General features: G+C 70.6%; 24 protein-coding genes and 1 tRNA gene. 15 read left to right on the forward strand and 10 right to left on the reverse strand.

The genetic code is table 11. The features are described 5' to 3' along the window. Positions 1-38 precede the first annotated feature (38 nt). Entirely contained in the window at positions 39-1,313 is a 1,275-nt protein-coding gene (locus tag C1I92_RS11780) for an aspartate kinase (protein ID WP_111254853.1), read from the forward strand. Continuing rightward, the gene (locus tag C1I92_RS11785) at positions 1,310-2,374 is read left to right on the forward strand and encodes an aspartate-semialdehyde dehydrogenase (RefSeq protein ID WP_111254854.1); all 1,065 of its coding nucleotides are present in this window, start codon (positions 1,310-1,312) and stop codon (positions 2,372-2,374) included. Before C1I92_RS11780 ends, C1I92_RS11785 begins: the two co-directional genes overlap by 4 nt. Here C1I92_RS11785 and C1I92_RS11790 read toward each other — a convergent pair whose 3' ends face one another. The 5 genes from C1I92_RS11790 to C1I92_RS11810 all read right to left on the reverse strand — a co-directional run bounded on the left by C1I92_RS11790 (position 2,375) and on the right by C1I92_RS11810 (position 6,112). Further along, the gene (locus C1I92_RS11790; protein WP_111254855.1) at positions 2,375-2,800 is read right to left on the reverse strand and encodes a hypothetical protein; all 426 of its coding nucleotides are present in this window, start codon (positions 2,798-2,800) and stop codon (positions 2,375-2,377) included. It lies immediately after the preceding gene. Next, entirely contained in the window at positions 2,797-3,423 is a 627-nt protein-coding gene (locus tag C1I92_RS11795) for a nucleotidyltransferase domain-containing protein (RefSeq protein ID WP_111254856.1), read from the reverse strand. Before C1I92_RS11795 ends, C1I92_RS11790 begins: the two co-directional genes overlap by 4 nt. Before the next feature lie 93 nt (positions 3,424-3,516). Continuing rightward, positions 3,517-4,137 carry a CG0192-related protein gene (locus C1I92_RS11800; protein WP_111254857.1) on the reverse strand — a complete coding sequence of 207 codons (621 nt, stop codon included), beginning with the start codon at positions 4,135-4,137 and terminating at the stop codon, positions 3,517-3,519. Between the two features lie 2 nt (positions 4,138-4,139). Next, entirely contained in the window at positions 4,140-4,592 is a 453-nt protein-coding gene (locus tag C1I92_RS11805; protein WP_111254858.1) for a GatB/YqeY domain-containing protein, read from the reverse strand. Positions 4,593-4,606: 14 nt separating this feature from the next. Next, positions 4,607-6,112: an MFS transporter gene (locus tag C1I92_RS11810; RefSeq protein WP_111254859.1), complete on the reverse strand. Its 1,506-nt coding sequence runs from the start codon at positions 6,110-6,112 to the stop codon at positions 4,607-4,609. A gap of 46 nt (positions 6,113-6,158) precedes the next feature. Here C1I92_RS11810 and C1I92_RS11815 point away from each other — a divergent pair, with 46 nt between their 5' ends. Together C1I92_RS11815 and C1I92_RS11820 are read left to right on the forward strand one after the other, a co-directional pair. Next, positions 6,159-7,082 carry a metallophosphoesterase gene (locus tag C1I92_RS11815; RefSeq protein WP_111254860.1) on the forward strand — a complete coding sequence of 308 codons (924 nt, stop codon included), beginning with the start codon at positions 6,159-6,161 and terminating at the stop codon, positions 7,080-7,082. A gap of 63 nt (positions 7,083-7,145) precedes the next feature. After that, a tRNA-Pro gene (locus C1I92_RS11820) sits at positions 7,146-7,219 on the forward strand. Between the two features lie 335 nt (positions 7,220-7,554). On the opposite strand, the gene C1I92_RS11825 is transcribed toward C1I92_RS11820, so the two are convergent. From C1I92_RS11825 to C1I92_RS11835, 3 genes are all read right to left on the reverse strand, one after another. After that, entirely contained in the window at positions 7,555-8,700 is a 1,146-nt protein-coding gene (locus C1I92_RS11825) for a hypothetical protein (RefSeq protein ID WP_111254861.1), read from the reverse strand. Next, positions 8,697-9,197: a sigma-70 family RNA polymerase sigma factor gene (locus C1I92_RS11830; protein WP_111254862.1), complete on the reverse strand. Its 501-nt coding sequence runs from the start codon at positions 9,195-9,197 to the stop codon at positions 8,697-8,699. The genes C1I92_RS11825 and C1I92_RS11830 overlap by 4 nt, the downstream gene beginning before the upstream one ends. 321 nt (positions 9,198-9,518) lie before the next feature. After that, positions 9,519-10,928, reverse strand: coding sequence for a carboxyl transferase domain-containing protein (locus tag C1I92_RS11835; RefSeq protein ID WP_111254863.1), 1,410 nt, complete (start codon positions 10,926-10,928; stop codon positions 9,519-9,521). 83 nt (positions 10,929-11,011) lie between these two features. Here C1I92_RS11835 and C1I92_RS11840 point away from each other — a divergent pair, with 83 nt between their 5' ends. From C1I92_RS11840 to C1I92_RS11880, 9 genes are all read left to right on the forward strand, one after another. Further along, the gene (locus C1I92_RS11840; RefSeq protein ID WP_111254864.1) at positions 11,012-11,704 is read left to right on the forward strand and encodes a FadR/GntR family transcriptional regulator; all 693 of its coding nucleotides are present in this window, start codon (positions 11,012-11,014) and stop codon (positions 11,702-11,704) included. A gap of 150 nt (positions 11,705-11,854) precedes the next feature. Continuing rightward, positions 11,855-13,450 (forward strand): peptide ABC transporter substrate-binding protein, encoded by a 1,596-nt coding sequence (locus C1I92_RS11845; protein ID WP_111254865.1) that lies wholly within the window; start codon positions 11,855-11,857, stop codon positions 13,448-13,450. Positions 13,451-13,466: 16 nt separating this feature from the next. Next, positions 13,467-14,393, forward strand: a complete 927-nt coding sequence (locus tag C1I92_RS11850; protein ID WP_111254866.1) for an ABC transporter permease — start codon at positions 13,467-13,469, stop codon at positions 14,391-14,393. Then, the gene (locus C1I92_RS11855) at positions 14,386-15,285 is read left to right on the forward strand and encodes an ABC transporter permease (protein WP_111254867.1); all 900 of its coding nucleotides are present in this window, start codon (positions 14,386-14,388) and stop codon (positions 15,283-15,285) included. The genes C1I92_RS11850 and C1I92_RS11855 overlap by 8 nt, the downstream gene beginning before the upstream one ends. Continuing rightward, positions 15,282-15,902, forward strand: coding sequence for a GbsR/MarR family transcriptional regulator (locus C1I92_RS11860; protein WP_111254868.1), 621 nt, complete (start codon positions 15,282-15,284; stop codon positions 15,900-15,902). Before C1I92_RS11855 ends, C1I92_RS11860 begins: the two co-directional genes overlap by 4 nt. Beyond that, positions 15,899-17,527: a dipeptide ABC transporter ATP-binding protein gene (locus tag C1I92_RS11865; protein ID WP_111254869.1), complete on the forward strand. Its 1,629-nt coding sequence runs from the start codon at positions 15,899-15,901 to the stop codon at positions 17,525-17,527. The genes C1I92_RS11860 and C1I92_RS11865 overlap by 4 nt, the downstream gene beginning before the upstream one ends. Further along, positions 17,524-18,975: a M14 family zinc carboxypeptidase gene (locus tag C1I92_RS11870; RefSeq protein ID WP_111254870.1), complete on the forward strand. Its 1,452-nt coding sequence runs from the start codon at positions 17,524-17,526 to the stop codon at positions 18,973-18,975. Before C1I92_RS11865 ends, C1I92_RS11870 begins: the two co-directional genes overlap by 4 nt. Continuing rightward, a complete protein-coding gene (locus C1I92_RS11875; RefSeq protein ID WP_111254871.1) occupies positions 18,972-20,432 on the forward strand; it encodes an amidase in 1,461 nt (486 codons plus the stop codon). The genes C1I92_RS11870 and C1I92_RS11875 overlap by 4 nt, the downstream gene beginning before the upstream one ends. A 126-nt stretch (positions 20,433-20,558) precedes the next feature. Further along, a complete protein-coding gene (locus C1I92_RS11880; RefSeq protein ID WP_146605108.1) occupies positions 20,559-21,491 on the forward strand; it encodes a hypothetical protein in 933 nt (310 codons plus the stop codon). 77 nt (positions 21,492-21,568) lie between these two features. Here the strand turns inward: C1I92_RS11880 and C1I92_RS34870 are convergent, their stop codons facing one another. Further along, positions 21,569-21,781 (reverse strand): cation:proton antiporter regulatory subunit, encoded by a 213-nt coding sequence (locus C1I92_RS34870; RefSeq protein ID WP_111254873.1) that lies wholly within the window; start codon positions 21,779-21,781, stop codon positions 21,569-21,571. Between the two features lie 152 nt (positions 21,782-21,933). Between C1I92_RS34870 and C1I92_RS11890 the strand changes: the two genes are divergently transcribed. Together C1I92_RS11890 and bla are read left to right on the forward strand one after the other, a co-directional pair. Continuing rightward, positions 21,934-22,872, forward strand: coding sequence for an aldo/keto reductase (locus C1I92_RS11890; RefSeq protein WP_111254874.1), 939 nt, complete (start codon positions 21,934-21,936; stop codon positions 22,870-22,872). A gap of 17 nt (positions 22,873-22,889) precedes the next feature. After that, a complete protein-coding gene (gene bla / locus C1I92_RS11895) occupies positions 22,890-23,822 on the forward strand; it encodes a class A beta-lactamase (protein ID WP_111254875.1) in 933 nt (310 codons plus the stop codon). Here the strand turns inward: bla and C1I92_RS11900 are convergent, their stop codons facing one another. Beyond that, entirely contained in the window at positions 23,823-24,593 is a 771-nt protein-coding gene (locus tag C1I92_RS11900) for a sugar isomerase domain-containing protein (RefSeq protein ID WP_111254876.1), read from the reverse strand. Position 24,594 lies beyond the last annotated feature (1 nt).

A 24,594-nucleotide genomic window follows, 5' to 3' on the forward strand; every position in this document is an offset into this window, starting at 1 on the left:
CTGCCATCGGCACGTGCTGGCTGTGGGAGGAGTGTGCCGTGGGGCTGGTTGTGCAGAAGTACGGGGGTTCCTCCGTTGCCGACGCCGCGGCCATCAAGCGGGTGGCGCAGCGCATCGTCGCCACCAAGAAGGAGGGCCACGAGGTCGTCGTGGTCGTCTCCGCCATGGGTGACACCACCGATGAGCTGCTCGATCTCGCTCAGCAGGTCTCACCGCTGCCACCGGCGCGCGAGCTGGACATGCTGCTGACGTCCGGCGAGCGGATGTCGATGGCGCTGCTGGCGATGGCGATCGGCGATCTCGGCCACGAGGCCCGGTCCTTCACCGGCAGCCAGGCCGGCGTCATCACCGACTCCGCGCACGGGCGGGCCCGCATCATCGACGTCACGCCGGGCCGGATCCGCCAGGCGCTCGACGGCGGCGCGATCGCGATCGTGGCCGGCTTCCAGGGCGTCAGCCAGGACAGCAAGGACATCACGACGCTCGGCCGCGGCGGCTCCGACACCACGGCCGTCGCGCTGGCGGCGGCGCTGAACGCCGACGTGTGCGAGATCTACACCGACGTCGACGGCGTCTTCACCGCCGACCCGCGGATCGTGCCGGCCGCGCGCCGCCTTCCGCGCATCACGTACGAAGAGATGCTCGAGATGGCCGCGTGCGGGGCGAAGATCCTGCACCTGCGCTGCGTGGAGTACGCGCGCCGGTACAGCATCCCGATCCACGTGCGTTCCAGTTTCTCGACGCTCACCGGCACGTGGGTGTCCGATTCCGAGGGAAGTGAACAGGCCGACATGGAGCAGGCGATCATCTCCGGCGTGGCGCACGACCGCAGTGAGGCGAAGATCACCGTCGTGGGCGTGCCCGACAAGGTCGGCGAGGCGGCCACGATCTTCAGCTCGGTCGCCGCGGCCGACGTCAACATCGACATGATCGTGCAGAACGTCTCGGCCGTGGACACGAACCGCACCGACATCTCGTTCACGCTGCCGGCCAGCGACGGGCGCAAGGGCGTCGAGGCGCTGACGGCGATCCAGGACACGGTCGGCTTCGAGTCGCTGCGCTACGACGACGGCATCGGCAAGGTGTCGCTGATCGGTGCCGGCATGCGCAGCCACCCCGGCGTGAGCGCCAAGTTCTTCAGCGCGCTGGCCGACGCCGGCGTGAACATCGAGATGATCTCGACGTCGGAGATCCGCATCTCGGTGGTCGTCCGCGCCGACGACGTCGACGCCGCGGTCACCGCCATCCACCGGGCCTTCGACCTCGACGCGAGCCAGGTCGAGGCGGTCGTGTACGGGGGTACCGGGCGATGACCGACAACCGTCCCACCCTCGCCGTCGTCGGGGCCACCGGCGCCGTCGGCACCGTCATGCGCGACATCCTCTCGACCCGGCAGAACGTCTGGGGCGAGATCCGGCTCATCGCGTCGGCCCGCTCGGCCGGGCGCCGGCTCTCTGTCCGCGGCGAGGAGGTCGAGGTCCTGGAGCTGACCGCCGACGTCTTCGACGGCGTCGACGTCGCGATGTTCGACGTGCCCGACGAGGTGTCCGCCGAGTGGGCGCCGGTCGCCGCCGAGCGCGGTGTCGTCGTGGTCGACAACTCCGGCGCGTTCCGCATGGACCCCGACGTCCCGCTGGTCGTGCCCGAGGTCAACGCGCGCATGACCCGGCAGCGGCCCAAGGGCATCATCGCCAACCCCAACTGCACCACGCTGTCGATGATCGTGGTGCTGGGCGCGCTGCACGCCGAGCTGGGGCTGACGGCGCTGCACGCGTCGTCGTACCAGGCCGCCTCCGGCGCCGGTCAGGCCGGCATCGACACGCTGCACGACCAGCTGAACAAGGTCGCCGGCAACCGCGAGCTGGGCACCCACCCGGGCGACGTCCGCCGCGTCATCGGCTCCGACCTCGGCCCGTTCCCGGCGCCCCTCGCGCTGAACGTCGTGCCGTGGGCGGGCTCGCTGAAGAACGACGGCTGGAGCTCCGAGGAGCTGAAGATCCGCAACGAGTCGCGCAAGATCCTCGACCTGCCCGACCTCAAGGTCTCGGCGACGTGCGTCCGCGTGCCTGTCGTCACCACGCACTCGGTGACCATGCACGCGACGTTCGAGAACGAGGTCACGACGGAGCGGGCCTGGGAGATCCTGCGCGACGCGCCCGGCGTCGTCCTCTACGACGACCCGGCCCGCGGGGAGTTCCCGACCCCGGCCGACGTCGTCGGCACCGACCCGACCTGGGTCGGCCGGATCCGCCGCTCGCTGGACGACCCGCACTCGCTGGAGCTGTTCGTCTGCGGCGACAACCTCCGCAAGGGCGCGGCCCTGAACACCGCACAGATCGCCGAGCTGCTGGCCGCCGAGCTCACGCCCGCCTGATCACGGGGACTCTTCGAGGAGCTCTTCGGCCGCCTCGACAAGGTGGCGGGCCTGGCGGAGCGCTGCGGTCACACGCTGGTGGCTGACGGTCAGGACCCCGTAGTGGGCATCGTCCTTGACGGAGAGCAGTCGGCGCAGGTCGCGGGCCATGGCCTCGCCGATGCCCGCGACCTGGCCGAGGAGGTCCGCGGCCTGCCGGTGATCCTGTCCGCGCGAACGCCGGCCCAGTGCTGCGCAACACACCGCGTCAGAGGCCGCGATGCCAGCCAGGACGGCGAGCGACGCGGCGACGTTCGGCGTGGCCAACTCATCGTCCTGTTCGCCGACCAAGTCCGCGACCTCGAGGAAGGCACGAGCGTGGACCAGCCGGGTGGTCGCTTCGGCCGGACTGCAGGCGGCCGTACGGCCGGTGGACCTGGTGTTCACCCGAGCCTCCTGACCTCGCGTACGACGTCCTGCAGGCTCGCGCCAGCGAGCGCGACGGAGTCCCTGAGCCATCCGTCGACCAATGGGTCTCCCGCTGCGACGTGCTCGGCAAGGCGAGCGACGGCGAGGGTGTAGACCTGGCATTGATTACCGGTCCAGGTCTCTACACGTTGTCGAAGTTGGTCGATCTGCTCGAGCCAGATCGTCTCGTCGTGGTGGTCAGGTTCAACGAGCAAGATGTCGATGTCGGAGTCGGCGTCGCCGTCGCCACGGGCTGCCGAGCCAAAGAGTGACGCATGCGTGGGCTGCTCCTGCCAGGCCTCGAACTCCGCGCGGAGTCGTGCGAGGAGGGTACGCCGAAGAGAGGTCAGGATCTCGACTGCGGGCCATGCGAGGTGGTCGCGATTGGCCTGGTAGAAGACGGCCGCGGCTCGTTCGTCGGCGCGAACGACGCCCTGGTGCACCAGGCGTGCGAGAGCCAGTCGGATTCCGTTCGGGGATCCGACTCCGGCCAGTTGCTGGACCTCACGTCCCGTCAGTGGACGAGTCGTGCGCGCCAGCACGGACAGCACCGGTCCGTCGAGAGTGGAGATGACGGAACGTATCGGCAGGGCGACATCCATTGATCACCATCCTGAGCACGTGCGCAATTTTGTGCGCACACGCTCAGGATAGTGCGCATTGCCGCCGTTCGCATCTCTGCCGCTGGCCGTTGGTCAGCACGCCCGCCGCACCGTAGCCAGGGTGACCGGTCCAGCGCCGGCCCAGCTGCCGGTCAGGACGTCGGCGCCGGTCGGCGGCTCGGTGCCGACGGCCCGGACGACGACCAGCTCGAGGTCGCCGGCCCGGACGATCGTCGCCGGGCCGTCGTCGCGCGTGGTCACGGCTGCGTCCTCGGGCAGCGCCGGATCTGGGCCGCGGCCGCTGCCGCTCACCCGGGCCGACGGCTCGCGCGGGACCGACTGCCCGTCGACCAGCTCCTCGGCCTGCGGCGCGCCGGCGACGACGACGCGGGCCAGCGCCGCCACGAAGACCGGGTCGGCGCAGCCGTCGTAGACCCAGCGCGGGCCGAGGACGGAGTGCTCCATCGTGCCGACGAGCGCGGGCTCGGCGCCGGGCAGTGGTGCGCCGCGGTAGGTCAGCGGCACGTGCAGCACGGCGCCGTCGCCGTCCTGGATCAGGTGCGCCTCCAGCCCCACCTCGCCGGCCGGGTCGTCGAACCGGTAGGCGCCGAGCTGCCGGTACGGGCCGGCCCCGGCCCACGGTCGCTCGGGCAGCCAGCCGGTCAGCAGCTCCAGCTTGGTCGGCCGCAGCGTCGCCTGGTGGATGCGCGCCACGGTCAGGCCAGCTTGGCCTTCACCGCGGCGGCGACCTTGCTGCCCTCGACCCGGCCGAGCACCTTCGGCTGCACGAGCTTCATCACCTTGCCCATGTCGCGCGGCGACTCCGCACCCGTCTCGGCGATGGCGGCGGTGACGATCGCGTCGAGCTCGTCGTCGGTGAGCGGCTGCGGCAGGTACTCGGCGATGATGGCGGCCTCGGCCTCCTCGTTCGCCGCGCTGTCCTCGCGGCCACCGCCACGGAACGCCTCGGCGGCCTCGCGGCGCCGCTTGACCTCGCGGGTCAGCAGCGCCGTGACCTCGCCGTCGGTCAGCTCGCGCGCGGCCGAGCCGGCGACCTCCTCGGTGCCGACGGCGGCGAGCACCATGCGGAGGGTGGCCTTGCGCACGTCGTCCTTGGCGCGCATCGCGGAGGTGAGGTCGGCGCGGAGTCGGTCCTTGAGGGCTGCCATGCGCCTAGTCTGCCTCAGCAGCCGTGCGACGGCGGCAGTCCCGGCGCCGAGCACGGTGCGGGCGCCGACGACGCCCTGGCCGCGGCGGCGGCCACGGTTGCGGGCTCCGCGGCCGGCTCGGTGGCCGGCGGCTCGGTGAGCGCGCGCGGCCGCAGCGTCATCGCCGCGACGGCGCCGGCGGCGAGCAGGCCGGCGCAGACGCCCATCGCGATGCGGTACGCGTCAGTGAGCAGCTCCGGGTCCTCGTAGGCCGCACCGGACAGCCCGGCGACGGCGGGCAGGGCGGCGACGGCGAGCAGTCCGGCAGCACGGGCGACGCCGTTGTTGACGCCGCTGGCGACGCCGGCCAGGTGCTGCGGCGCCGACGCCATCACCGTCGCCGTCAGAGTCGGGACCAGCGTCGTCAGGCCGATGCCGAGCAGCGTCACACCGGGCAGGACGCCGGTCAGGTAGTCGTCGCCGGCGTCGACCATGACCAGTAGCACGACGCCGACGGCGGCGCACAGCGAGCCGACGACCAGTGGCGGCCGGACGCCGAAGCGCTTGGCGAGGTCGGCCGAGCGGCCGGAGAACAGCAGCATGAGGATCGTCGTCGGGACGGTCGCGATGCCGGCCTCCAGCGGCGACCAGCCCAGCGTCACCTGCAGCTGGATCACGAGGAAGAACATGACGCCGGACAGCCCGGCGTACACCGCGAGCGTCATGAGGTTGATGCCGCTGAACGTGCGATCGGAGAACAGCGACAGCGGGACCATCGGGTTCGCGGCCACACGCTCGCGGTAGACGAAGCCGGCCGCCGCCGCGACCGACAGCACCGCCATGCCGACGTTGACCGCGGAGGCTCCGGACTCGGGCCAGCTGATCAGCGCATACGTGCTGGCCCCGAGCGCGACGGCGCCGAGCGCGGCACCGGCCACGTCGAACCGGCCGGTGGCCTCCTCGTCGCGGCTCTCCGGCGCGCTGACGAGGATCAGCCACACCGTGACGACGGCCAGCGGGACGTTGATCGCAAACACCCAGCGCCAGTCGTACTCCAGCAGCCAGCCGCCGATTAGCGGTCCGATGACGCCGGAGACGCCGGTCAGCCCGGCCCACGCGCCGATGGCCCGGGGCCGGTCGTCGGGGTGCATGGTGGTCTGCAGGATCGCCAGCGCGCCGGGGGTGAGCAGCGCGCCGCCGATGCCCTGCAGCGCCCGAGCCGCGATCAGCACCTCCGCCGTCGGGGCGGCGGCGCACAGCACCGACGCCACCGTGAACCAGACGACACCGACCAGGTAGATGCGACGGCGGCCGAGCCGGTCGCCGAGCGAGCCGCCGAGCAGGATCAGCGCGGCCAGCGTGAGCGTGTAGGCGTTGACGGTCCACTGCAGCGCTGCGAGGCCGGCGTCGAGCTCGCGGCCGATCGTCGGCAGTGCGACGTTGACCACAGTGCTGTCGAGGAACGCCATGCCCGAGCCGAGCGCCGTGGCCGTGAGCAGGGCCCGCCCGCGCGGAGTGGCCAGGCGTACACCGTCGCTCATGGTGAAGGAGGGTACCCGTGGGGTCCGACTATGGGACGCTGGAGACATGGTCGTGAAGCGGGTTGCGCTCGGGCTGGCGGCGACGGCCGCGGCCGGGCTCGTCTACGCGGCCGGCTATGAGGTGCGGTCCTACCGGCTGCGGCGTTTCGACGTCCCGGTGCTGGCGCCGGACAGCCGGCCGCTGCGCGTGCTGCATGTGTCAGACCTGCATCTCACGCCTGGTCATCGCGGCCGGGCGGCCTGGGTGCGCCGGCTCGCGGCACTCGAGCCGGACCTCGTCGTCAACACCGGCGACAACCTCTCGCATGCCGACGCCATCCCGACGGTGCTCGACGCGCTCGGGCCGCTGCTGGAGCTGCCCGGGGTGTTCGTGTTCGGCTCCAACGACTACTTCGCGCCCCGGCCGAAGAACCCGGCCCGGTACCTGCTGCCGCTGGATCGGATCCGCCGGCAGAACGCCCGCGACCACGCCGAGGCCGTCGACCTGCCGTGGAAGGAACTGCGCGACGAGCTCAGCTCCGCCGGCTGGGTCGACCTCACCAACACGCGCGCCTCCCTGACGGTCGACGGCCGCCGCCTGACCTTCGCCGGCGTCGACGATCCGCATCTCGGTCGCGACCGGCTGGGCGACGTCGCCGGGCCGCCGCCGTCGGGCGCGGATCTGGCGGTCGGCGTGGCGCACGCGCCGTACCAGCGGGTCCTCGACGCCTTCCATCGCGACGGGTACCAGCTGCTGCTGGCCGGGCACACCCACGGCGGCCAGCTGTGCGTCCCCGGCTACGGCGCGCTGGTCACCAACTGCGACCTCGACACCGCCCGCGTCAAGGGCGTCTCCCGGCACCCCCGCGTCGGCGGTCCCGGGGCCTCCTGGATGCACGTCTCGGCCGGTCTCGGCACCTCGCCGTATGCCCGCGTCCGGTTCGCCTGCCCGCCCGAGGCGACCCTGCTGACCCTGACCGGCGAGCGCTGACCGACCGAGGGGTGAACCGGATTTCGATCCTGCGCCCGGCTCGGATATGCTGGCCCAGCACTTCGGGGTGTGGCGCAGCTTGGTAGCGCGCTTCGTTCGGGACGAAGAGGTCGCAGGTTCAAATCCTGTCACCCCGACAAAGGTCAGAAGGTATCTCGATCTTCGGCCACACTGATTTGATCTTGTTCTGCGGGCAATATGAGGGACGATCTTGGGCGCCGCAGAACTGCTGCGGATCTACTCACGCAGCATCGTCCGAATATGGGAACCCGCCCATCCATGACGAGTGCTCTGCCGCAGCGCCGCTCGCCGGGGAAGACAATGGCCGCCCGACTCTGATCAGTCAGCGTGTCGACGCGGTTCTGGCCAGCGACGGCAGGCGCGTCCAAACAGTGGGCTGCAAACGACACCCCACCCGCTACGGGGGAACGCGGGTGGGGTGCCTTTCGGGGGATGTCCACTTTGCTGACGATCAGCCGCTCGATGCGGGATCGGCTTGCCAGCTTGCGATCAGCTGTGGGTCGTCTCCAGGTGCGGGATGCACGGATTGTGCGATGTCCAGTGTGGTGTCAGCGCTGGCGTTGTGGGTCGTGAGGCTCGCGAGCACCTCCTCGGCTACCTGCCAGGTGACCGAGACGAGCACGGGCTCCGCGTGTAGGAGCCCCGGCTTCCCGTTAACCTCGATGACCTCGTCGCCCACACGGGCTCGCAGCCACAGGTTCTCCTTGGCGCTATCGACGGTCAAGATCAGCTCGTCGTTCTCGACCTGGTAGAACACGCCGCCGACCGCAGCGTTGCCGGCTCTCGCGGGCACCATGTAGTCGGCGTCGGCGGCTATGGACCACTGATCGAGCGAAATCTGGCCGTCGGTGTATCGGGCCGCGAGGGCGAGTTCGACGACTTCGTCGTCGGACAACGGGCTACCGGCAACCATCCAGCTACCCTCGGCAGTCCCCCAGCTCGCGGCTACGCCATCCTTTCCGGCCTCCTGGTGAGAGACGGAAATGAGCGTGGATCCGGCTTCCAGTGTGCGAGCCTCCGCGTTGGGATCACGAACGTAGGGAACGTCGACGTAGCTCACGGAGACGGCACGGGTCACTGTGCCGTCGTCCAAGTCGACGAGCCTGAGGTTCTGCATCGGTAGCGCCGCGCAAGCGTCTTCGTACGGTGCGAGCAAGTCTGCCGCGGCCGTGTAGTCAGTCGCCGAGGCCGTCTCGGGCGCCGGCGCCGCCTCCTGGGACCACAGCAAGCGCAGCGGTACGGGAACGTCCGTGGTGTCGGCCACGTGGCGCACGCCCTCCGTGACGGCCTGGTCGACTGCTGCCTGTGCGTCGCCAACCGTCTGCGGGCAGTCGACCGGCGCCGCAGCGTGGTCAAGGGGCCCCGCGGCGGCGCGATCGTCGGGACCGGAATCGAACGGGCTGGATGTTCCCCACCAGGACGTGGTTGTGCCCGCGACGGTCAGGGCGGCAACGGCGGTGACGGTGAGACCGACTGCGCTGACACGACGGTGCCGGTGGAGCATACGCGCACGCACCTCGATCTCCCCGAGGGGACGCGGCGGCGCGGCCGGGAAGCTGCGTAGGTGCCGTGCGAGTTCCTCGTCGAGCGGTGTCATGAGATCTCCTCGGAGGTCGCGGTGGGAGAGGAGAGGACGCTGCCCAGCTGCTGGCGCGCGCGGCTGAGGGTGGACGCGACGGTGCCGCGCGTGATCCCGAGCGTCACGGCGATCTCCGCCTCCGGCAGGTCCGCGATGTAGCGCAGCGCCACGATGTGGCGGGTCCGGCTCGGAAGTGCCGCAACCGCATCCCACAGGGCATCGTTCCGCGGCTCCGGCGCGTCCGGATGCCGCTGGGGCTGCCCCGCCATCCGTTCCAGCGCGCGCCGCTCCAGGCGGCCGCGCCGCCACCGCGACCGCACGTGGTTGATGGCAACGGTTTGCAACCACGCGATGGGCGAGGTGACCTCGGCCGTGGCCGGCCAGCGCGCCAGCGCCCGCGCGAACGCCTCGGCCGTCGCCTCCTCAGCGAGGTCGCGGTCCCCGACGGCGACGGTGACGACCCGCAGCACGCGCGGCCACAGCGCGCTGTACCAGTCGGCGAAGTCGTCCTGCATCGTCCTCACGGTGTCATGACCTTCGAGGACCCGAGAATGTTGAGTAGATGTCTCGGTTAGCTGCCTTCACTCTGGACCGCGCGACCCGGGGCCGTGGAGCAACCAGCCTGACGCACGGCGAGGCAATGGTTCCGGCCTGGACGAAGGGCGCGAATCGAGGGTGGCTGAGGCCGGGCGGGATGCTGCTGGCTCGGCCTGCGCTGGCTGGCCTCAAGCATCGTGTACGGCGCAGACAATCCGTCCGGGCAGCAGGACCAGGACACGTACCTATGCGCGCTCCAGGCTGCTCTGGCGTCGACGTGATCGAGTTCGGCCAGTGGCTCATCGCCTCTCATGGACGTGCTCGAGGGCTTGGGCTGCAGCCCAGGTCACGGCGGCGGCCAGGTCGTCCGGGGTCTGTCCGGGCGGCTCGGGAACGATCTGATCGACGACGCCGGAGACGAAGAGGTGCGTGGCGTCGATCTTCTGTCGCCGGGCCAGGTCCGGGGCGTGCGCGGTATCGCGATGGACGATCGCGCTGGCCCCCTCGGGAGCGAGCGGTGCGAGCCACGCGTGCTCCGTCGCGATGACCTGCTGGGCTCCGAGGAGCGCCAGAGCAGCTCCGCCGGCGCCCTGGCCGAGCAGGAGAGCGACGGACGGCGCGGTCAGGGTGAGGAGATCGGCTGTGCACTGGGCGATCGTGAAGGCGAGTCCGCCGTTCTCCGCCTCGGCGGAGAGGTCGGCGCCGGGAGTGTCGATCACGGTGAGAAGTGGCAGCCTCCATTCCTCGGCAAGCGTCATCGCGCGTTGCGCTGCGCGTAGGTCGTGCGGACGTATGGGCTGGTCCGATCGTCGGTCCTGGGCGACGAGGACGCACGGGATGCCGCGGACGCCGGCGAGGCTGACGTGGATCGCCGGCCGGCCGTGGCCGGTCCCCGCCAGCGGGACGAGCGCCGCGACGCCGTTGCGGTAGAGCTCGCTGAGCGTCACCCGATCGGATCGGCGCGTCAGCTCGACCGATGCCCAGGCGTCGACGGGTTCCGGTGCCGCAACCGGCTGCCGGGCCGCAGGCCCGCTCATGCGAGTGGGAACGCCGCGGAGTGCGCCGAGGATCGTGGTGAGGAGCCGGCGCAGCTCGCTGACCGGAGTCAGGGCATCGACGAGACCGCGGGCGGCGAGATTCGCCGCCGTCTGCACGCCTTCCGGCAGCGCCGATCCGGTCAGCATCTCGGTGACGCGAGGGCCCAGGAAGCCGAGGAGCGCACCCGGCTCCGCGAGCGTGATCTGTCCGAGAGCACCCCAGGACGCCATCACCCCTCCGGTCGTGGGATGGCGCAGATGGGCGATGTACGGGAATCCCGCCGCGCGGTGGCGCGCGACGGCGGCGCTGACGTCGAGCATCCGAACGAAGGCGGGTGTGCCTTCCTGCATCCGGGTTCCTCCTGAGGCAGTGGAGGCCAGGACCGGGAGACCCGACCGCGTTGCCCGTGCCAGCGCAGCGACGATCCGGTCGGCGGCCGCGACGCCGATGGAGCCGGCCAGGAAGTCGAACTCGCTGACGATGAGCACGACCGGGTATCCGGCGACCTGCCCCAGTCCGGTCACCACCGCCTCGTCGGCCCCGCTTCGCGCCCGAGCACGCGCGAGCGTCGCGGCGTACTCGACGTCGGCCTCTGGTGCATCGGACGGCACGTCCCACGACTCGAAGGTTCCATCGTCGACGACCGCTTCGATCACGTCGTGCGCCGGCATGGGAGCGCCTCTCTGGCGATGAACTATTGGCTCAGTGGCCCAGCCAATATGCCATCGGATGCGCCTGTCAATAGGGTTGGTCCGTGCGCAACCAGATCCGCCCGGTCGTCCGCCCGCGGCTGTACGAGACCGTCGCCCGGCAGATCGCGGCCTGGGTCGACGAGAACCAGCTCGGGGTCGGAGATCGTCTTCCGCCCGAGCGGGAGCTCGCGAGCAGCCTGGGGGTCAGCCGCACCACGGTCAGCCAGGCCCTCGTGGCCATGGAAGTGGTGGGGGCCGTCGCGGTCCGGCACGGCGACGGGGTGGTGATCACGTCCGGCGCGAGCATGGGCCGGATCGCCGACGCCATCCGCGAGCATGCCCGCCGGCTGCCCGACGTCCTCGACGCTCGCGACGCCATCGAGACGAAGCTCGCCGCGCTGGCCGCGGCCAGGCGCACCGACGCCGACCTCGCGGCCATGGACGCCGCGCTCGAGCAGATGGCTGCCGACGTCGAGCGAGGTGGGCGTGGCGTGGAGGGCGATGAGCGGTTCCACGCCGCCGTGACGTCGGCCGCACGCTCCGGGCTGCTCAGCCGCGTGATGCTCGAGCTGACGGCCGAGATCACCGAGACGCGCATCGAGTCGCTCGGGCAGCCGGGGAGGCCGAACGAGTCTCTCGACCAGCACCGCCGTATCGCCGACGCGATCCGGCGCGGTGACGCGGACGCCGCTGCCGCCGCGATGCACGCGCATGTGACGACAGTCAGCGATCTGGCCATTCTGCGCGAGTCCTGATCCCGTAGCCGGGCCGCTGGGGACCGGGCGCACGCCCGCTGCCTGACGTGCATCGGCATCACCGCGCCCTCGGCTGTGCCGAGTCTTTAAAAATATTTAAAAGTCCAGTAGGCTCAGCGCCCCTCACCTTTACGCACAAGGAGGCGCTTCATGCGAGGTCTGTTGAAGGGCGTAGGTGCCACATCTGTCGCGTTCGCTCTCGTGCTGACCGGGTGCAGCAGCACGGAGGCCGACGGGGGCGAGGGCTCGCCCGCTGAGTTGGTGATCGGCTCCTCCGATCCGGTGCCCAACCTCGTGCCCGGCCGTCAGAGCAACGCGTTCGGGCTGACCATGTCGGTCTTCAGCCCGCTGACCTTCCTCGACGCCGAGGGCGAGCTCAGCTATGTAGCGGCCGAGTCGGTCGAGAGTGACGATCAGATCACCTGGACGATCACGCTGCGCGACGGCTGGACCTTCCACGACGGCACCCCGGTGACGGCTCAGGACTACGTGGACAGCTGGAACACGGTGGCGTACGGGCCGAACGCGTTCGAGAACTCCGGCCAGCTGGCGGTGATCGCCGGATACGCGGATCTGAACCCGGCAGAGGGCGAGCCGGCTACGGACGAGCTCTCCGGATTGGCCGTCATCGACGACCTGACCTTCAGCGTGACGCTCAACCGGGCGGACAGCCAGTTCCCCGTCCAGCTCTCGCAGGCCCAGACCGCCTTCTATCCGATGCCGCAGAGCGCCTTCCAGGATCTGGACGCGTACGGGAAGCAGCCGATCGGAAACGGTCCGTTCGCGGTGACAACCCGCTGGACGGAGGGCGAGCCCATCGTCGCCGAGCGGTACCAGGACTATGCCGGCGACGAGCCGACGGTCGACAAGATCACCTGGGTGCCCTATTCGGATCGGCTCACCGCCTACACCGATGCCCTCGCCGGCAACGTCGACATCGTGCGGCTTCCGGCCAACCGGATGACGCAGGTGGCCGACGACTTCGAGGACGATCACATCTACAGCTTCTCGGGACCGGCGATCAGCTACCTGAGCTTCCCGTACTGGGACGCCAGGTTCGACGACGTCCGGGTCCGGCAGGCGATCTCGATGGCCATCGACCGGGATGCGATCAACGAGGCGCTCTTCGGCGATCTGAACGCACCCGCCACGGCGTGGACGCCGTCGATCATGCCCGGTAACCCCGACGGCATCTGCGGGGAGTACTGCGAATACGACCCCGAAGCCGCTGCCGCGCTCCTGGCGCAGGCGGGGGGCTTCGAGGGAGAGCTCACGATCCACTTCCCCGGCGGCGCGGGCCAGGACGACCTGTTCAACGCCATTGCGAACTACCTGCGCCAGAACCTCGGCGTCGACGCCATCGCCCGGCCCTCCGTCGGATGGGCCGAGTTCAGCGAGGATCGCAACAACAAGGTGCTCGACGGGCCCTTCTTCGCCCGTTGGGGTGCGCTCTACCCGAGCCAGCAGTCGACCCTGAGGGCGGTGTTCACGAGCGCCGCGGGCTGCACCAACTGCGGCGGAGTGATCATCCCCGAGGTGGAGCAGGCGCTGAACGACGCCGACGCGAGCGACAGCGAGGACGGCGAGGCGTACGCGGCCGCCCAGCAGCACCTCGCGGAGGGGTTCCCGGTCGTGCCGCTGTTCGAGGAGTCGTACAACTTCGTCACCTCCGACAAGGTCGCGGAGCTCACGGCCTCGGCCGTGGGAGAGCCGCTCCTCACCGACGTGATCCTCGCCGGCGACTGAGCCGCACCGGAGCACCATGACGCGCTACGTATCCCGCCGGCTGCTGGAACTGGTCATCGTCTTCTTCGGTGTCACGTTCGTCATCTACTGCGCGGTGTTCCTTCTTCCCGGCGACCCGATCGCGGCCCTCGGCGGGGACCGGCCGCTGCCGGAATCCGTGCAAAAGCAGCTGAGGTCGCGATACGGGCTGGACCTCCCGATCTGGCAGCAGTACCTCGACTACCTGGGCGGCCTTGCGCGGGGGGACTTCGGCACGACCTTCACCGGTCAGTCCGTCGGCGAGCAGATGGCCAGCCGATGGCCCACCACGATCAAGCTCGCGCTGACGGCGTGGTCGTTGACCGTGCTCATCAGCGTCGCGCTGGGACTGGCGGCGGGACTGCGGCACGGTTCAGCGCTGGACAGGAGCGTGCTTCTCGGCACGATCGTCGCGGAGTCCGTGCCCATCTTCGTCCTGGGCATCATGGCGCAGTACATCGTCGGCATCACGCTCGGCTGGGCGCCCATCGCCGGTGTGGACGACGGATGGCCGCGGGCCTATCTCCTCCCCGCGCTGATCATCGCGGTGTACGGGCTCGCAGGCGTCTCGAGGCTCATGCGAGGCAGCCTCGTCGACACGATGCGGTCGGACTTCGTGCGCACGCTGAGAGCCAAGGGCATGTCGCAAGGCGACGTCGTCGGCCTCCACGTCATGCGCAACGCCGCGGCGCCCGTCGTCAACCTGCTGGCCATCCAGCTGGGCTCGCTGCTGGGAGGAACGGTGGTCATCGAGGCCATCTTCAACATCAACGGAGTGGGACAGCTGCTGTACAAGGCCATTCAGGACCAGGAGGGAACGCTGGTCGTCGGCGTCGCCACGACGCTGGTGTTCATCTTCCTCGTCACCAACCTGCTCGTCGACATCCTCTCGTCCGTCCTCGACCCCAGGATCCGACATGACTGAGCCGGCCACGGTGGCGCTCGACGGCACCCTCGACCGGGCCACCACCACACAGGGCCTCTGGGCCGCGCTGCGCAGCCGGGTCCAGTTCTGGGTGAGCCTCGCTCTGCTGACCGTACTGGCGATCATCGCGGCGGTTCCGGGTGTGCTCGCGGGCCTCTTCGGAGAGGGCGATCCTCGAGCCTGTGACCTGACGGCGTCGAATCGTCCGCCGACCTCCGGCCACCTGTTCGGTACCGACGTGCAGGGCTGCGACGTCCTGGCCAACGTCCTGTTCGGTGCGCGGACGTCGCTGTTCATCGGCCTCGCGACGACGGCGATCTGCTTGGTCGTCGCCGTGACGCTCGGAACGCTGGCGGGATATGCCGGAGGGTGGCTCGACGCGCTGATCGCGCGCACCGCCGACGTGGTGCTCGGCTTCCCGTTCCTGCTCGGTGCGATCATCGTGCTCAACACCGCGCCGAATCGATCTCCGCTGCTGCTGGCCGCGGTGCTGGCCTTCTTCTCGTGGCCCACCTTCGCCAGGCTCATCCGTAGCTCGGTCAGGGAGGTGCGCGAGCGCGAGTTCGTGCAGGCCTCGCATGCGCTGGGCCTCTCACAGGCACGGGTCGTCCTCACGCACGTGCTACCCAACTCCCTTGCCCCGACCCTGGCCATCGCCGCGACCATGGTGGGCGGTGTCATCGGAGCGGAAGCCACGCTGACCTTCCTCGGGGTCGGCCTCGTCCCGCCGTCCATCTCCTGGGGAGTCCAGCTCTCGACCGCGCAGTCCTACTTCCAGGGCGCTCCCCACACGGTCGTCTTCCCCAGCATCTTCCTCACCGTCACCGTGATCAGTCTCATCATGCTCGGAGACGCGCTTCGTGATGCTCTCGATCCGCGGGGGCGCACATGAGCGCCGACGTCGCGTGTGACGATCTAGCCGTTGGGGACATCGAACATGAGGAGCGCATTTCCATGGAGATGAGCGAACTGAGTGACGAGATCCGGACCTTCATCGATCGGTTCACCGATGCCTGGGAGCTGATGCGCGGAAAGCGGATGACCGGACGAGTCCTCGCACTGCTGATCATCACGGACGAGCCGTACCTCTCCTCGGCGGACCTCGGGAGGCTGCTGAACACGAGTCCCGGCACCATCTCGACCGCGACGCGGGCGCTCCTCGGGTCCGGGTACATCACGAAGGTCTCGATCCCGAACAGCAGGATCACCTGTTTCAGAGCGGAGGACGACGTCTGGGGAGCCTTCCTCAGCCGCGAGAAGCTGGGCCTTCAGCGGATGGAGGAGGTCCTTCGAACCGCCAGGTCGACGCCGGCCGGCTCGGCGCCGGCGACCGCCCGGCGCCTCCGGAACGGCAGTCGCTACATGGCATGGGTCGACCAGTATCACCGCAACGTGCTGGAGCAATGGCACACGTATCGGGACCAGGACGAGGACACGCCCCCGCCGCAGGAGCTTCCCGCGGAGATGCTGGCCGCGATCAAGCGCGGGGATCACGAGGAGAGTCCATGAGCGCGCCCCTGCTGGCACTCGACGATCTGACGGTGGACTTCCGCGGGCGACGAGGCGACGGGGTCCGGGCGGTGGACGGCGTGTCGTTCGAGGTCTTCGAGGGCGAGATCGTCGCCGTCGTCGGTGAGTCCGGATCGGGGAAGACCGTCACGGCGATGAGCGTCCTGGGTCTGCTCCCCGACAACGCCGAGGTGGCCGGCCGCATCCGGCTGGGCGGCGAGGACCTGCTGACCGCCGACGAGAAGACCCTGCAGAACGTGCGCGGCCGGCGCATCGCGATGATCTTCCAGGACCCGTTCGGGGCGCTCGACCCGGTCTTCACGATCGGGTTCCAGGTCCGGGAGGTCCTGCGCAAGCACTTCCCCGAGCTGAGCGCGCGGGATCGCAGGCGCCGGGCGATCGACCTGCTCGCGGCCGTCGAACTGCGTGAACCGGAGAAGCGCTCCCGCTCCTATCCGCATCAGCTGTCCGGCGGGCAGGCCCAGCGGGTGGTGATCGCCATGGCGCTGGCCTGCGGCCCGGAGATCCTGATCGCCGACGAACCGACGACGGCCCTCGACGTCACGGTGCAGCGGGAGATCCTCGATCTCCTGATGCGTGTGCGTGAGAGGGAGGGGACGGCCGTCCTCCTCATCACGCACGACATGGGCGTCGTCGCCGATGTCGCGGACCGGGTCGTCGTGATGAGGGACGGACGGGTCGAGGAGACACAGACCGTCGAGCGACTCTTCGCGCACCCCTCGGCCGCGTACACACAGCGGCTGCTGCGGTCCGTGCCACGCCTCGACGCGGCTGACCGCGCCTCGCTCGCCGACGACCGGCCGGCTCTCGTCCTCGACGATCTCACGGTCGAGTACCGGCAGCGGTTCCAGTCCGTGACCGCGGTCGCCGGCGCGAGCCTGACCGTCGCGCGGGGTGAGGTCGTCGCCCTCGTGGGCGAGTCCGGCTCGGGGAAGACGACCATCGGCAAGGCCATCACCGGCCTCGCCCCGGTGACGAGCGGGACCATCGTCGTCGACGGCATGGACGCGGTGAATGCCCGCAGGCGGCGGGCGGCGGACCTGCGGAAGAAGATCGGCGTCGTGTTCCAGAACCCGATGGGCGCGCTCGATCCGCGCTGGACGATGGCGGAGTCCATCGGCGAGCCGCTGCGCGTCCACCGCGGCGTGCGCGGCAAGGCGCTGAAGGCGCGAACGGACGAACTGCTGGATGCTGTGGGGCTCGCCCGCTCCTGGTCCACCCGCTATGCGCACGAGCTCTCGGGCGGACAGCGCCAGCGCGTCGCCATCGCTCGCGCCCTGGCCCTGGACCCCGTGCTGCTGATCGCGGACGAACCGACCTCCGCGTTGGACGTGTCCGTGCAGTCGACCGTTCTCGATCTCTTCCGCAGCCTGCAGAGAGAGCTGCACTTCGCCTGCCTGTTCATCAGCCACGACCTCGCCGTGGTCGACAGCCTGGCCGACCGGATCGTGGTGATGAGCAACTCCCGCGTGGTCGAGGAGGGCGCACGCAGGCAGATCCTGCTGGATCCGCGGGAGGACTACACCAGACGGCTCCTGGAGGCCGCACCGGTTCCGGACCCGGATGTGCAGCGGAGGCGAAGGAGAGAACGAGAGAAGGTATGACCACAGAGACTCTGCAGTCGGTGTCCGACGACGAGATCGTCCAGCGGGCCACCTCGCTCCCGGACTTCCAGGGGTATCCAGGCGTGGACGAGCTCATGGAGCAGGTCGAGCAGCTGAGGCTCGAGTTCCCCGACCTGCTCTCGGCCCGGCGGGTCGGCACCTCCCGTCTCGGTGAGCCGATCACGCTGTACACGCTCTCCCTGAGCCGTGCAGGTGCGGCGGGGGACGAGGGCGCGCCGGCGAAGCACTGCCTCGTCGTCGGTGGCGTGCACCCGAACGAGCCGATCGGATCGCACACCGTCGTCCGCCTGCTGACCGATCTGCTGGGCGATGCCTCCCTCCGTGAGCGGCTGGGCACCGTCTGGCATTTCATCCCGTGCGCCGACCCGGACGGCATGCGACTCAACGAGGGGTGGTTCGACGACCCGTTCGACGACGAGAGGTACTTCCGGCACTTCTACCGGCCGCCGGGGAACGAGCAGGTGGAATGGACCTTCCCGATCAGCTACAAGTCGAAGTATTTCGACGCGATGCTGCCCGAGACGCAGGCCCTGCAGCGGGTGATCGACGAGATCCGCCCCGACTACTACATCCCGCTGCACAACTCCGAGACCGGAGGCGCGTACTTCTACCTCTCCCAGCCGGTCGGGGACCTGGTGCCCCTCCTGCACCGTCTCCCCGCGGAGTTCGGCATCCCGCTGCACCTGGGCGAGCCCGAGGCCGCGCACTTCACCGTTCTGGCTCCGGCGATCTTCGAGTCCGGCACGTCGCAGGACGTCTATGAATGGCGCGAGGCGAACGGCCTCGACCCGGTTCCCAGCGGAGCCGCGGGCCAGTCGTCCACCAGCTACGTGCGCAGGTACGGCACCGTCTCCCTCATCGCCGAACTTCCGATCTGGCGGACCTTCGGCGCCGACGACACGAGCCCGGTCGACGCGAACTACGCCGTCCTGCTCCGCGACGCCGGCGAGGCACTGACCGGCACGGGGACACAGCTGGCGGAGCTCCTGGCCCGGGTCGAACCGCACCTCACCCTCGACTCGCCGTTCCTTCGCAGCGCCCGCGTGTTCATTCCCAGCATGTCCCGGGCCGGGGAGTTGATGATCGCGCGGTCCGCGGTCCCGGAGAACGACCGTGCGGCGACGGTGGCGGAGCGGCCCATGGCGGTCGTCTGGATGTACCGGCTCCGTTTCGGTGGCGCTCTGGTCCGCGCGCTGAACGCCGAGGTCACCGCGGGGTCGGCGCGAGTCGTGGTGCGGCGCTGCGCGAGGGAGCTCGAGCGCGTCTGGAGCGGCTGGCTCGAACAGCGCGTCTCCGACGAGAAGACGCAGGGGATTCCGGTCAAGGACGTCGTCGGCGTTCAGTACGGCGCGGTGCTGGGCCTCGTGGCGCATGCGCCATCCCCCGAGGCGCACACCCACGACACCGCGCCCGGCGGGCGGCCATGACGCCGCCGGGACCTGTCTACGAGTCCGAGCTCACCTGGCTGAGCACGCGCGAACTGGCCGCACGGATCGCCTCCGGTGAGGTGTCCGCCCGGGAGGCGCTCACCGATCACCTGGCCCGCATCGACTCGGTCGATCCCGCCATCAACGCCATCGTCACCCGTGACGACGAACGCGCCTACGAGCGGGCCGAACGCGCCGACGCCCGGCATGCCCGCGGGGAACGGCTCGGCCCGCTCCACGGCGTGCCGCTGACCCACAAGGAGTCCACCGACACGGCCGGGCTGCGGACCACGCGCGGCTCGCCGTTGCTGGTGGACAACGTGCCTGCTCGGGACGCGCTCATCATCGCCCGGCTGCGAGCCGCCGGAGTGGTGACCACCGGCAAGTCGAACGTGCCCGAGTTCACCGCCGGTTCGCACACGTTCAATCCGCTCTTCGGGACGACCGTGAACCCGTACGACACGACGAAGTCGGCCGCCGGGTCCTCCGGCGGAGCGGCGGCCGCGATCGCGGCCGGCATCCAGGCGTCGGGCGACGGGTCGGACATGGGTGGGTCCCTGCGGACGCCCGGCTCGTTCAACAACGTCGTCGGCCTGCGCCCGTCGAACGGGCGCATCCCCCATGCGCTGCCCGCCGACCCGTGGAAGTGGCTCGCCCAACCGGGTGTCCTGGCGCGAACCGTGGACGACGTCGCACTCCTCATGGCCGCCGTCTGCGGACCGGCCCCGGGCGCGCCGTTGTCGATTCAGGAGCCCGGATCCGTGTTCGACCGCCCCGAGTTCGCCGAACCGGGCCGGCACGAGCCCGGTTCGTGGCTCGCAGGCGTACGAGTCGGCTTCTCCACCGACCTGGGCGGGCTGCTCCCGGTCGAACCCGCGGTGGCGGCGGTCGTGGGCTCCGCCGCGGAGACGCTCGCCGCCGCGGGAGCGCGGGTCGACGACGTCCTGCCGGTTCTCGACGACGCGGATGAGGTGTTCCGGGTCTATCGGGCCCTCGACTTCGCCGCCGACTATCGGGAGATCGTCCGCAACCATCGGGACGAGGTCAAGCAGGCGGTCGTCTGGAACACCGAGCTGGGACTCGCCCTCACCGTCGACGAGATCGTCGCGGCAGAAGAGGCGCGGGTCCGCCTGCTGGCCTCGATCGAGGACTTCTTCTCGCATCACGACCTGCTCGTGCTCACGACGAGTCAGGTGGCGCCGTTCGATGCGAGCCTGGAGTACCCGCGTCAGATCGCCGGCACCCCTATGCGCGACTACCTGGAGTGGATGCGAGCGGCGACGGTCATCTCGGCGACCGACTGTCCCGCCATCTCCGTACCGGCCGGTTTCACCCCGGACGGACTGCCCGTGGGCGTCCAGCTCGTCGCGGCGCCGGGCAAGGACGTCGAGCTGCTGCTGGCCGCACAGGCGTTCGAGGAGCTCACTGGCCACCATTCCAGGAGACCGGCCTTCTGATCGGTTCGATCGTCCAGAGGGTGACCCTAGCTCCAATGCAACCGGGCACCCCGCAGGAGGGTCATGGCTAGGTGAGGGGCACCACATTCGGGCCCCCGCATGCAGTCTCGACCCCGGGAGAATGCCATGAGACTCACCGCAACCGCTGTCGGCGTCATCGTCGCGGCCGTCGTGAGCAGCGGTGTCACGTCGAGCGCGACCGCACCCTCGAGCCCCGCCGCGGCGCCCGCCGCAGCACCAGCGGCCGTGTGCCAGACACACCTCGGCACGTTCGACCAGAGCGGCAACTACCGCAAGCTCAACGTGTCCAGCAACCTCGCCACCGTCATCGGCGAGGGCGGCAACCTTCCTGGCGCGGCCGACCTCCGAACCCTGGGCACGGGCAGCATCGACTACGGCGACCACGCCGAACCACAGCCGTTCCACGACAACTGGCACCTCGCGACGTCCGCGGCCGGGCTGTACCTGATCCGCGCCCAGAGCGATTCCTGGACCGGTGAGCACGACAGCGTCACCGCCGAACTGGTGGCGCCGCGATGGGGAGGTTTCCGCCACCTGGTGCAAGCCGGTCAGCCGGGCGAGTCAGTGCCCAACCTGATCTACGGCCTGCACGACAACGGCGCCTTGTACCGGTATCGACTCAGCTGGGGCGGAGGCACGCCCAGTGTCACCTCCTACGGCAGCGTGGCCGGATTCGGCGACCTCCGGACGATGACGTTGATCAGCCGCAGATCGGGCTACGACACGCTGCTGGCCACCACGACCACAGGGCAGCTGACCTCGATCAGGATTCCCACGACGGCCACCATGACCGCCACCCGCTCGGTGATCCGGACGCGCACGTGGGGCGCACTCGACCAGCTCGCCATCGAGGTGTGCGACTCCGGCACGATGCTCGTCGCCATCAACAGTGCGACCGACCTGGCCTACGCCTACCACCTCGGCCTCCTCAACGGCACGGGCACCCCGATCACCAGCTGGGGGCAGCTCCAGGGCCAGTGGGCCTACCGGCTCGTCACCAACAGCTTCCCCTTCGGCACCATCCCACGCGGAGCGTGATCAAATGAGAGCACGTGGCGGTTCGCCGCATCCGGACGGCACCCTTGCCGGTGTGCGGCTCGCCGCAGCGTTCGCGCTCAGGTCGGGTCGCTGAACGGTTCGGCGTCCTCGATGAGGCCGGAGGCGATGAGCGTGTCGCCCTCGTCGACCACGGTGTCGGCGGTGGCGTAGGTGAATCCTTCGCCCGGCTTCTTCACCGCGACGATGGTCACGCGGTGCTTCTTCCTGATCTCCGAATCGCCGAGACGCCGCCCGATCGCCGCACGATGCTCGAACCTATCGCTGCGCAGGCGACACGGAGCGCCGTCCTCCCTTCCCGGGTGTTAAGAGACCGTCAAGATCCCCACGCGATCCGCGCTGTCGGAGTGGCGCCCAGAGTGACCCTGTAGTCGCCCGCCTGGCCCCGCGGCTCATCGCCCCCGGCGGGTCCTAGGCTGGTCCGGTGACGACGCAGGGTGCTCGTGGAATCGGGCTGGGGCTGGCCGCGCTGGGCCGTCCGGGGTACCTGAACCTCGGCCACGGCGACGACTTCGGGTCCGGCGCGACGGTCGATGACCTGCGCGGACGGACGCATGCGCTGCTCGACACCGCGTGGGCGGCGGGTGTGCGCTACGTCGACGCGGCGCGGTCGTACGGGCTCGCCGAGCGGTTCCTCGGCGAGTGGCTCGCGGCGCATCCCGGCCGCCGCGACCAGCTGACCGTCGGCTCGAAGTGGGGCTACACCTACACCGCCGGCTGGCGCGTCGACGCCGACGTGCACGAGGTCAAGGACCACTCGCTCGCGACGTTCCGGCGGCAGTGGCGCGAGACGCTCGACGCGCTGGGCGGGCCGCCGGACGTCTACCTGGTGCACAGCCTGACGTCGGACAGCCCGGCCCTGGACGACGCCGGCCTGCTGGCCGCGCTCGGCGAGCTGGCGGCCGGCGGCGTCGCCGTGGGGTTCTCGGCCAGCGGCCCGGACCAAGGCGCCGTCATCGACCGCGCGCTCGCCCTGACGGCGGACGGCGCCGCGCCGTTCCGGGCGATCCAGGCGACGTGGAACCCGCTCGAGCCGTCCGCCGGTCCGGCGCTGGCCAGCGCGCACGACGCCGGCTGGCTGGTCGTCGTCAAGGAGGCGGTCGCCAACGGCCGGCTCACCGAGCGCGGCGACGTGCCCGCGTTCCGCGCCGCGGCGCACGCCGCCGGGACGACGCCCGACGCGCTGGCGCTCGCCGTCGCGCTGCGGCAGCCGTTCACCGACGTCGCCCTGAGCGGCGCCGCCACCGAGAGCCAGCTGACCAGCAACCTCGCCGCCCGCGACCTCGACGCGCCACCGGAACCGGACGTCGCCGAGGACCCGAAGGCCTACTGGGCCACCCGCTCCGCCCTGACCTGGACCTGAGACGGAGAGCACACGGCATGCGACGCACCACGCTTCTGGTCCTCCTCACTGTCGCCGCTCTCGCCGGCTGCAGCGACGACCCGGCCGAGACACCGGCGGCGCCGTCGCCCACGCCCACAGCCACGCCCACGCCGACCGTCAGCACCCCGGCGGCGACGACCGACCCGGCGGTCGCGGCCGCGCTGACCGCGCTGGAGGCCGACTACCAGGCCCGGCTCGGCGTCTACGCGATCGACACCGGGACCGGCCAGATCGTGGAGCACCGCGCCGACGAGCGGTTCGCGTTCGCGTCCACCCACAAGATGCTCTCCGCCGCCGCGGTGCTGCAGGCCACCGAGCCGGCCGACCTGGAGCAGCTGGTGCCGATCGACGCCGCCGAGGTGGTCGGCTGGTCGCCGGTCACCGAGCCGGCCGCCGGTGCCGGGCTGACGTTGCTGGAGATCATCCAGGCCGCCATCACCGTCAGCGACAACACCGCCGCCAACCTGCTGTTCGAGCAGCTCGGCGGGCCGGACGGGCTGGAGGCGGCGGTGCGCGGGTTCGGCGACGCGACCACGTCGTTCGATCGGATCGAGCCGGACCTGAGCGAGTGGGCGCCGGGCGAGACGCGGGACACGACGACGCCGCGGGCGATGGCGGCCAACGTCGAGGGGCTGCTGCTCGGCGACCTGCTGGCGGACGAGGACCGGGCGCTGCTGCACGACACGATGCGCGCCAACACGACCGGCGACGAGCTGATCCGGGCCGGCGTCCCGGCCGGTTGGCTCGTCGCGGACAAGACCGGATCGGCGACGCACGGCGGCCGCAACGACGTCGCCGTCATCGAGCCGCCGGGCGCCGCCCCGATCGTCCTTGCCGTCTACTCCAACCGGCTGGACCCGGACGCCGAGTCCGACCCCGCGCTCATCGCCGCCGCCACCGCGATCGTGGTGGACGAGCTGAGCGGCTGATCACGGCTCCGACGGGCGCAGCCGCGCGCCATAGCGGGCGAACAGCGCCTCGTTGTGCGCGTCGCCCTCGGGCACGTTCGCCGAGACCAGCACCGGCACCTCGTCGCCGGTCGCCAGCAGCAGCCCGCACACCTCCGTCAGCAGCAGCTGCGCGATCAGCACGCCGGTCAGCGACGACGTCGGCGTGATCCGGACGCCCGTGGGCAGCTCCAGGGTGGCGTCGCCACGCGGCGAGCCGTTGTCGATGACCACGTCGGCCAGCTCGAACAGCCGCTGGCCGGACGGGTGCCGCGAGGTGATCTGCCCGCTGTGCTCGGCCGACGTGATCGCGATGACGGGGTGCCCGCCGTCCTTGGCCAGCCGGGCCATCTCGACGACCGAGCCGTTGCCGCCGGAGTTCGACGTGATGACGAAGACGTCGCTGGGGTGCAGCTCGACGAGGTCGAGGATGCGCTGCGCCAGCGCCGGGTCCCGCTCGACGGTGGGATCGAGGATCTCCCGCGGGTCGGCTCCGCCGTACATGACGAGATCCTTGATCGACAGCGCGTTCGCCGGGACCAGCCCGCCGGCCCGGCCGACGATCTCGGCGGTGATCGAGCGGGAGTGCCCGGTCGCGAACGCCTGGATCAGCCCGCCGGCGCGCAGCCCGTCGGCGACCAGCCGGGCGGCGGCGGAGATGGCCTCGGCCTGGGTGGCGACCAGCCGGTCGGCCGCGGCCAGCAGGATCCGGGCGGCGGCGTTCTGGTCGATCGTCTCGGCGTCGGTGGTCATC

The organism is Jiangella anatolica, assembly GCF_003236295.1.
GTDB classification, from domain to species: domain Bacteria; phylum Actinomycetota; class Actinomycetes; order Jiangellales; family Jiangellaceae; genus Jiangella; species Jiangella anatolica.